The organism is Clostridium sp. HV4-5-A1G, assembly GCF_900184915.1.
GTDB classification, from domain to species: Bacteria; Bacillota; Clostridia; order Clostridiales; family Clostridiaceae; genus Clostridium_B; species Clostridium_B aromativorans.
Genome location: NZ_FXYI02000022.1, coordinates 20569 through 29178, shown reverse-complemented (window position 1 = coordinate 29178; position 8610 = coordinate 20569). Strand labels below are relative to the sequence as shown.

The following is an 8610-nucleotide window of genomic DNA, read 5'->3' as shown; positions in this document are numbered from 1 at the left end:
CATTACTTGCTCCATTTTCCCATATAGTAGAAGTTTGGGCACCTGTTATTTTTACAATTGCGGCAATTATAAAAGCTTATACATCAAATGCTAAATGGGCCAGTGTATTTGTGCTTATACCTTTTGCCGTAATTCTACAGGGTGTTATTAAATTTTGAAATTTATATATTGAGGTGATATAATTTAATAAGTATTTTTATACGATAAATATTAATAGATGGGGGTATATTTTATGGATTCCACGATGACAGGTCTGCTAACTTTTTTAGGATTTATGGGTATTATTCAGGGACTGGGGATGAAATACAGCAAGTCGGTACGTAAGAAATTTATGCTGGACGCAGAAGGTGTGGACAAAAAATACGTTAATTTTAAAATAAATTTTCTTATTATAATGGGAACAGTGGTATTGATAATTGAACTTATTACATATTTTTATCCTCAAGCGGGCACTAAAATGGAGATATTGTTGTCTGCATTTTTACTTTTGGCAATTACTTCGGATTTTGTATATAAGAAAACCAGAAACAGGAAAAGAAATAAGTCAAAATAACTTATTTGTCTGAAATCATAAATTTTTCATAGTACAAAGATCTCTGTTAGGACATCGGGAACAATCATGATCTTTTTTACTCAGAGGTAAATTTTCATCGGCTCCGTATATATATGCCATGGAATAGCTGGAGGAAAGCATAAAGCCTTCCGTAACAGTTAAGTTTAAAAATTTTTCTGCATCCAATTTTTCAAGTATGTTTTTTTGATATTTAAGTGGTAATTCTCCATCACCGGGTGATATTCTGCAGCTAAGTCCCAAATTTAATTCCTTTGATTTGCTGTAAATATGATTGAAAAGCTGGGAACTTGTTTCAAAGAGATAGGAAGTGAACATTGCATCCATTACCATTCCCTTTTTCATGTTCCCGTAAGAAAAAAATTCATTTATTTTTTTGCTGCAGTTGTCTCCTAAACTTATTATACAATATATTATATGGCTGTAATTCTCAATAATTTTATAAAGAGAACTATTGTCATTTTTTTCTATGCTGAATACACCTACAGGTTCCGCTGTTTCATATACTGTGGGAAGGAGTAGGTTGTATAAGCCTTTTATTTCCTCTTCTTCTAATATTTCACCATAGGATTTCAGCGTTTGAAATACCTGGGATCTATTTAATTTAAAATCAAAATTCAATGTTACTTCCATGCTAGTTCTTCCTCCGCTTATTAATGCATCTACATGCATATATATGATCATATCATATTAAATAGTATATTTTCAATATGTAATGTTGAACAAGCAGATGAATTTGGCAAATACAAGCAGCTGTTGGATGACATTTGTTCAAATGTATCAAATCTAAAAGAAAATAATAATATCAAACTTATTTTAAAAGACCTTGACAGAGACATAAGTATTCCTGAAGATGCAAGTTTAAGGATGAGTTATAAACAAAAAAGAGATATTGAAAAGCTTGAATTTAAGATATACTGGCCTCAGAGAAAAGAATATAAAATTGATGCAAATCAAAAATAAAATTTTAAGGGTAGGATGAGTGTGTATATTAATAATGAAAAAGATAAAAAGGTACTGGGAATTGAGCGCAACATCTTTTTTACCGGTATGACCAGCTTTTTAACGGATACAACTACGAAAATGATATATTCTATTATGCCGTTATTTTTAATGTCCATAGGTGCGTCAAAAACAGAGGTATCTCTTATTGAAGGAATTGCAGAAAGTACGGCTTCGGTTCTTAAAGCTGTATCGGGCTGGTGGAGTGATAAAATTGGCAAAAACAAACCTTTTATGATCATTGGATATGGATTTACAGCTATTTTATCCCCATTATTTTCAATAGTAACTTCACCTTTGCAGGTATTAGCTATAAGATTCAGTGAAAGGGTTGGAAAGGGTATAAGGACTGCTCCAAGAGACAGCCTTGTAGCTGCTTCATCAAGTGATAGTGAAAGAGGAAAAAATTTTGGGTTCCACAAGGCCATGGATAATAGCGGCGCAATAGTAGGGCCTTTTATTGCTTTTGCAATTTTATCAGTATTTCCTAATAATTATCGAAAGGTATTTATATTTTCAGCTCTGCCCGGGATACTTGGATTAGTTACCATAATTTTTTTTGTAAAAGAAGCTAAGAAAAGTAAAGATGATCTTCCTAAAAAAATTACCCTTAGGGACTTTTCATATAAATATTACATGTTTTTAGGTATTGTTTTTGTATTTACCTTAGGTAATTCAACTGATGCCTTGCTGCTGGTAAAGGCCAATGACATTGGTATAAAAGCCTTATTCATACCAATTGTATACTTGATATTCAACTCGGTGTCAGTAATATTCGCTGTTCCAATGGGGATTCTCTCTGATAAATTTGGCAGGGGAAAACTTATTATCTTTGGATATGTACTTTATTCTGCAATATACTTTGGCTTTGGAAGAACAGATAATAAAATATCAGTGATTTTGTTATTTGTATTATATGGACTTTACAGTGCAGCAACAGATGGAGTACAAAAGGCACTGGTCTCAGACCTTATCGATAAAAATAAGAGGGGTACAGGATTGGGAATATATAATTCATTGGTAGGTATAACCTTACTTCCTGCAAGTCTTATAGCTGGTGTTTTATATGATAACGTCAACAATAGTGCCCCTTTTTATTTAAGTTCGGCAATAGCTCTGACTGCTGCAGTATTAATGTTTCTATTTTACAAGAAATTTAGCAAGGTGAGCCAAATATAATGAGAGTGTGAAGTTTTGGACCTGTTGACAAACTCAAATTTACACATCTAAATTATATATCCCCGAAAGAAAAAATTCAGTGGAAGATGCAGAATTTCTATGTATGTGTTCTCTGCAGTGAAACTACAGTCTCCACATGGGCGGTGTGGGGAAACATATCCATGAGTTTTACCTTGTCCAGTATATATCCGGATTGGATAAATATGTTTAAGTCATTTACAAGAGTTTTGGGATTACAGGACACGTAAATTATTTCAGGAGCATTGAAATCTATAATCTGTTTAATTGCTTTGGGATTGATTCCCGGCCTTGGGGGATCAAGTATTATTATGTCGGGCTTATCCTCTAAAGTTTTCATTATATGTAATACATCTCCTGCTATGAATGTACAATTCTCTATTCCATTCAATTTTATGTTTTCTTTCGCAGATTTTATTGCCTCTTCTACAAGCTCTATTCCTAGTACTTTTTTTACATGGGGAGATAATATTTGGGCTATAGTTCCCGTGCCGCAGTACAGGTCAAAAACCGTTTTTGAGGAAGTATCCTTTAAAAAATCCTTAATTATACTATACAGCTTTTCGGTGCCCTTAGAATTGGTCTGAAAAAATGATTCCGGATAAATTTTAAATTTCAATCCTAAAATTTCTTCTATTATATAATCGTTTCCACATAGTATTTTCATTGAATCTATTTTTACCACATCCGATAAATTGTCATTTATAGTGTGAAGTACACCCACCAATTTGCCATTATAATTTAAATTTCTCAATATTTCAGTTATTTCATTGAAATCAAAATCAATTTGTGAAGTAGTAACGATGTTTACGAGGATTTCCCCTGTATTTTTACCTCTTCTAATTACCACATTTCTTAAATATCCCCTGTGGCTCCGTATTCTGTAATAAGGCAGTTCCTTTTTCCTGAAATAGGTGACGATTTCATTTAAAATTACAGTAAAGTCCTCATCTACTATTTTGCATTTATCTACATTCACAATGCCGAAGGATTTTCCCCTCATATGCATTCCCAATGTGAGAGATCCTCCTTTTTGCTCATCTCCAAAAGTAAATTCCATTTTATTTCTGTAATGAAATTCCTCAGGGCTTTTTTCTATACCCAAGAATTTAAAACCTTTGATAGAAGATTCTTCAAACAGGTCTAAAACCTGCTGCTTTTTTAATTCAACCTGTATATTATAGGGAATAAACTGAAAATTGCATCCGCCGCAGAGGTTAAAGTGGGGACATAAGGGCTCTATTGCATAGTTTACATTTTCAATTATTTCCACGATTTTGGCTTCTGCATATCCATTTCTTTTTTTTGTAATCTGACCTTTTATTTTTTGACCTGGCACAGAGTTTTTTATAAATACCTTTATTCCATCCTTTTGTGCGATTCCAACTGCTGGAAATTTTAACTTTTCTATAAAAAATTCATGTTGGCTGCCCTTTTTCAATTTTTAATCTACTCCTTTTGGTACTTTGGCAAATTTTTCACCTAATGTTTTCCTGGATTTACAGCTTCTCATTATAACAGGATATAAGATAGATACTATTAGAAATAATATTATGTACATGCCTTTCATATCTGCTATATAATGTCCAAACAGGGTTCTTAAAATAAGATCAAATAAATAAAGACAGGCTAAAGAAACTACAGCCGATACAGCTGTATCTATAATGGAAAGTTTCAGATTGCAGGGTACCAGGTTGTTTTTGACTTTGAGATCTGTACTTCGGTCAGAAGTTTTTTTCTTTGACACAGGTTCGATTTCAGCACTATCTGCTTTAAAATTGTCAATTTTAGTGTCCTCTTCCTGGGGCTTCTCTGATTGCAGGCTGGATTCATCCAACTTTTTTTCAGCTTCCTGTTCTTCCAAAAGTTTTTTTTGTTTCTCTTCTTCCTTCCTTTTGAGCTGTTCCTCCTTTTCCTGTTCTTTCTTCCTTTTAATTTCTTCAAATCTTCTTTTCTCTTCCATATTTTTATTTTTAAGTTCTTCTAAAAACTGCTTTTTTGCTTCTTCATCTACTGAAAGTTTATCTTTATTTTCATCATTTTCTCCCATTAAACATATACCTCCTTCTTCTTTTTAACCTTTCTATAACAAATATATTATGCTACACTATGACATCTATGTAAATAGGTATAAAAAATCTTTTATTATTGTTCACATATTATTTTACAATTTTATTCATTAGTTCTATAATTTTAGTATTGTAATAAATTGATGATTGAGGATATTTAATATGAATAGAGTGAATTCGTTTTTTCTAGATTTTTTGGATGTAGTATTTTTTATAGTATGTGTAACTTTTAAGATATTGATGTATGGAAGGCATTTAGAAACAGGGTATATAAAAATTATATCTCTTTTCATTCCGGTCATTGCCCCGGTAATAATTATAATCTCCATATCTTTGCTTCTGAAAGCAAAGGTACGTTCCAGGATGCTCTATATATTCAATATTGTAATAAGTTCATTTATAGTAAGTGATATCATATATTTCAGATATTTTAAGGACATAATATCTCTTCCCGTGCTTATAAGTGGATTTCAGCTTGGAGCTGTAAAATCCAGTGTGTCAAATTTGATGAATATAAAGGACTTTTTATATTTCACTGATGTTATATTTATAATTCCCTTTGTGAACAGATATGTTAGAAAGAGAAAAAACAAATTTCCGCTGAATTATAGGATATCAATAGCTGTCGTGCTTCTCTTATTTGGTATTGGTATGGATTTTATAAGTTTTTATGGACTTTCAAAAGAGCAGCCCAGACTTTTGAGCGCAATGTATAATAAGGTTTATATAAGTAGAAAACTAGGTGTATTGAATTATCACTGTTTAGACATCTATAATTCACTTTCAGCCAATATAACCAAAATGACACCTGTTTCCAGAGAAAAAATAAATGCCATAAATACTTTTATGGATAATAATAAATCAGATAATAAAAATCTGAAAGGATATTCAAAGGAAAAAAATCTTATAATGATACAGGTAGAGGCCCTTCAGGAATTTGTAATAAATGCTTCTGTAAATGGACAGGAAATAACTCCGAATTTGAACAGATGGGTGAATAGGTCAGTGTATTTTGATAATTTTTATTATCAGGTAGCGGCAGGGGGAACTTCCGATGCGGAGTTTATGACCAACAATTCGATATATCCGGCAGCGGCTGGGGCAGTGTATTTTCTGTATTCCGGAAATAAATTCAGTGCCATGCCCGAAAATTTTAAAAATAACGGTTACAGTACAGCAGCATTTCACGGCTTTAGAGAAAATTTTTGGAACAGACAGATAATGTACAAAAAATTTGGCTTTGATAATTTCTATGGTGAAAAAAGTTATAAGAAAGATGAATCCATAGGTTTGGGACTCAGTGACAGATCTTTTTTGAACCAGTCTCTGATAAAATTGAACAATATGAAATCACCTTATTATGCTTTTTTAATAACACTGACCAGTCACTTTCCCTATGATGATGTGGATAAATATGGTGATTTTGATGTGGGAAATTTAAAAGGTACTCTTCTTGGAAATTATTTAAAAGCCATACATTATACAGATGAACAACTGGGAGTGTTTTTAAATGCTCTGGATGAAAATGGCACGCTTGAAAATTCAGTTGTAATGCTCTACGGTGATCACTATGCAATACCCAAAGATAAAGAGCAGCAGCTGTTCAAATTCCTGAATGTAAATTCAACTTCCGAAATGGATTGGGAAGGGCTTCAGAAGGTACCTCTTCTAATACATTTTCCCAACGAATCGGTGAAAGGTGTGAATCACGTATATGGAGGTGAAATGGATATATATCCTACGGTGTGTAACTTATTTGATCTGCCCGGGAAAAATATGTTTGGAAAAGATCTTTTTAACCCTAAAAATCAGAAGGTTATATTTAGAAATGGTTCCTTTATAGATAAAAATTATTATTCTTCTTCCCAGGATGATGTATACTATGATGTAAAGACCGGAAAGGAAGTGCCTGAGAATAGCAGCCTGAGGAAAGACAAAGAGGATGTGTTGAATCAGCTTGAATATTCTGATTACATATTAAAACATAACGTCATTGACAAATTGGATAAATAAAACTACGGATATATACATGAAATGTTTACATTTTTATAAACAAGTGATATTATAATAATAATGTAGTAAATTTAACATTGTCTGTAGTGTCAGGGGTGCCGGTACGGCTGAGAAAAGTGAAAACTTTAACCCTTTGAACCTGATTCGGGCAGCGCCGACGTAGGGAAACCGCTTTGTAATTTGTATCCTGAAGCACTATTTGTGATAGTGCTTTTGTTTTTTGTCAAAGTTATATGGGAGATAATTGAAATGTTTGTTGATGCCCACAATCATATGGATTTTTATGGAGAAAACTTAAAGAAAGCTCTTGATATTATAAGAAAAGATGATATCAAGACACTGGGATGCTCCATGAACCTGAAAAGTTATATTTTTACGAAAAAGATAAGTGAAGAGAATGAGAATATAATACCCTGTTTTGGAATACATCCCTGGGAAGCACATAAAAATTATGGTAATCTGGATAGGTTTGATGATTGTATAAAGGAGTGTAAGGCTTTAGGGGAAATAGGTCTTGACTATTACTGGGTACCGGAGAGAGAAAAATATCCCAAAATGGACATGGTATTTGAATACTTTTTGAGTAGGGCCAGACGATATGACAAGATAACCAATATCCATACCAAGGGAGCAGAAAATAAGATACTGGAATATATAAAAAGGTATAAATTGAGAACACCGATAATTCACTGGTACAGCGGTGATATGGATGTGCTCAAGGAGCTTTTAAAATGTGGTTGCTTTTTCACCATAAGCGTTGATATAGGCTATTCCAGGATTACAGATGAAATAGTCAATATTCTCCCCCTGGACAGAATATTGACGGAAACAGATGGACCCGACTCCCTTGAGTGGGTGAATAAACGGTATGGATATCCCTGGGAAGTTGAAGGCATTGTCAGAAAAATCTCAAACATAAAGGGAATTCAGTATGAAGAGTTAAAAAATAAAATATCCAGTAATTTCAACAGATTGAAATTGTGAATTTAAGGTGTTTAGAATGAAAGAATCAGGAAATATTCAAAATAAGATGTACCCGGTGATAACCATAGCAGTAGTAGTGGCTTTATGGCAGATGGTGGTGGGTCTTCAGTATATACAACCCTATATCCTTCCCTCGCCGTCAAATATTATAAAGACCCTCGTTTTGGATTTTAGAAACATAATGGAAAATGCGGAAACAACGCTTTATGAATCTTTTGTAGGATTTTTTATATCCATAGTGCTTTCTTTTATATTGGCCATAATAATGGACAGTTTTCATACAGTTAAGAAATCACTATATCCTATTTTGCTCATATCCCAGACCATTCCAACTATAGCTATAGCACCGCTTTTTATAATATGGTTCGGATTTGGAGCACTTCCCAAGATAATAGTTGTGATAACGGTATGCTTTTTTCCCATAGTTGTAAGTCTTGTAGACGGTCTTGAAAAGATAGATGTGGATTACATAAATCTATTTCATAATATGAAGGCTTCCAAACTTCAGATATTTTACCATCTTAAACTTCCCTATGCTCTGGTCAACTTTTTTTCAGGTTTGAAGATTGCTGCAACTTACATGATAATGTCTGCAATTATAGGCGAATGGCTGGGAGGAGACAGCGGAATAGGTGTATATATGGTGAGGGCCAAGAATGCCTACCAGCTTGATAAGGTATTTGCCTCAATTCTGGTTATTGTTGTAGTGAGCATTGCGATAATCTATATCATAGACTTTATAGGTAAAAAAATAATACATTGGAAATAAGAGGG

General features: G+C 33.1%; 9 protein-coding genes and 1 riboswitch. Of the genes, 6 read left to right on the top strand and 3 right to left on the bottom strand.

The window, feature by feature from the left end:
* The first annotated feature begins 232 nt into the window (after window positions 1-232).
* Window positions 233-553 carry a hypothetical protein gene (locus J5G60_RS04325; protein ID WP_150356616.1) on the top strand — a complete coding sequence of 107 codons (321 nt, stop codon included), beginning with the start codon at window positions 233-235 and terminating at the stop codon, window positions 551-553.
* A gap of 15 nt (window positions 554-568) precedes the next feature.
* Here the strand turns inward: J5G60_RS04325 and J5G60_RS04320 are convergent, their stop codons facing one another.
* Window positions 569-1204: a 5-methyltetrahydrofolate--homocysteine methyltransferase gene (locus tag J5G60_RS04320; protein ID WP_150356615.1), complete on the bottom strand. Its 636-nt coding sequence runs from the start codon at window positions 1202-1204 to the stop codon at window positions 569-571.
* A gap of 123 nt (window positions 1205-1327) precedes the next feature.
* Between J5G60_RS04320 and J5G60_RS04315 the strand changes: the two genes are divergently transcribed.
* Window positions 1328-1534 (top strand): hypothetical protein, encoded by a 207-nt coding sequence (locus tag J5G60_RS04315; RefSeq protein WP_150356614.1) that lies wholly within the window; start codon window positions 1328-1330, stop codon window positions 1532-1534.
* 21 nt (window positions 1535-1555) lie between these two features.
* On the top strand, window positions 1556-2752 hold the full coding sequence (locus J5G60_RS04310) for an MFS transporter (RefSeq protein WP_442870510.1): 1197 nt from the start codon (window positions 1556-1558) through the stop codon (window positions 2750-2752).
* Between the two features lie 97 nt (window positions 2753-2849).
* On the opposite strand, the gene rlmD is transcribed toward J5G60_RS04310, so the two are convergent.
* A complete protein-coding gene (gene rlmD / locus J5G60_RS04305) occupies window positions 2850-4211 on the bottom strand; it encodes a 23S rRNA (uracil(1939)-C(5))-methyltransferase RlmD (protein ID WP_150356612.1) in 1362 nt (453 codons plus the stop codon).
* 3 nt (window positions 4212-4214) lie between these two features.
* On the bottom strand, window positions 4215-4820 hold the full coding sequence (locus tag J5G60_RS04300) for a hypothetical protein (RefSeq protein WP_150356611.1): 606 nt from the start codon (window positions 4818-4820) through the stop codon (window positions 4215-4217).
* A gap of 181 nt (window positions 4821-5001) precedes the next feature.
* On the opposite strand from J5G60_RS04300, the gene J5G60_RS04295 reads away from it, so the two are divergent.
* The 3 genes from J5G60_RS04295 (at window position 5002) to J5G60_RS04285 (ending at window position 8605) form a co-directional block, all read left to right on the top strand.
* Window positions 5002-6852, top strand: coding sequence for an LTA synthase family protein (locus J5G60_RS04295; protein ID WP_150356610.1), 1851 nt, complete (start codon window positions 5002-5004; stop codon window positions 6850-6852).
* A gap of 81 nt (window positions 6853-6933) precedes the next feature.
* A riboswitch (TPP riboswitch) is annotated at window positions 6934-7035 on the top strand.
* Window positions 7036-7101: 66 nt separating this feature from the next.
* On the top strand, window positions 7102-7836 hold the full coding sequence (locus J5G60_RS04290) for a TatD family hydrolase (RefSeq protein ID WP_150356609.1): 735 nt from the start codon (window positions 7102-7104) through the stop codon (window positions 7834-7836).
* A gap of 16 nt (window positions 7837-7852) precedes the next feature.
* A complete protein-coding gene (locus tag J5G60_RS04285; RefSeq protein ID WP_150356608.1) occupies window positions 7853-8605 on the top strand; it encodes an ABC transporter permease in 753 nt (250 codons plus the stop codon).
* The last annotated feature ends 5 nt before the right edge of the window (window positions 8606-8610 follow it).

What these genes read in the sequence shown, in the direction of transcription:
- J5G60_RS04295 (WP_150356610.1), top strand. Translation starts at nt 5,002, where the DNA reads ATGAATAGAGTGAATTCGTTTTTTCTAGATTTTTTGGATGTAGTATTT.
- J5G60_RS04325 (WP_150356616.1), top strand. Translation starts at nt 233, where the DNA reads ATGGATTCCACGATGACAGGTCTGCTAACTTTTTTAGGATTTATGGGT.
- J5G60_RS04290 (WP_150356609.1), top strand. Translation starts at nt 7,102, where the DNA reads ATGTTTGTTGATGCCCACAATCATATGGATTTTTATGGAGAAAACTTA.
- J5G60_RS04285 (WP_150356608.1), top strand. Translation starts at nt 7,853, where the DNA reads ATGAAAGAATCAGGAAATATTCAAAATAAGATGTACCCGGTGATAACC.
- J5G60_RS04320 (WP_150356615.1), bottom strand. Translation starts at nt 1,204, where the DNA reads ATGGAAGTAACATTGAATTTTGATTTTAAATTAAATAGATCCCAGGTA.
- J5G60_RS04300 (WP_150356611.1), bottom strand. Translation starts at nt 4,820, where the DNA reads ATGGGAGAAAATGATGAAAATAAAGATAAACTTTCAGTAGATGAAGAA.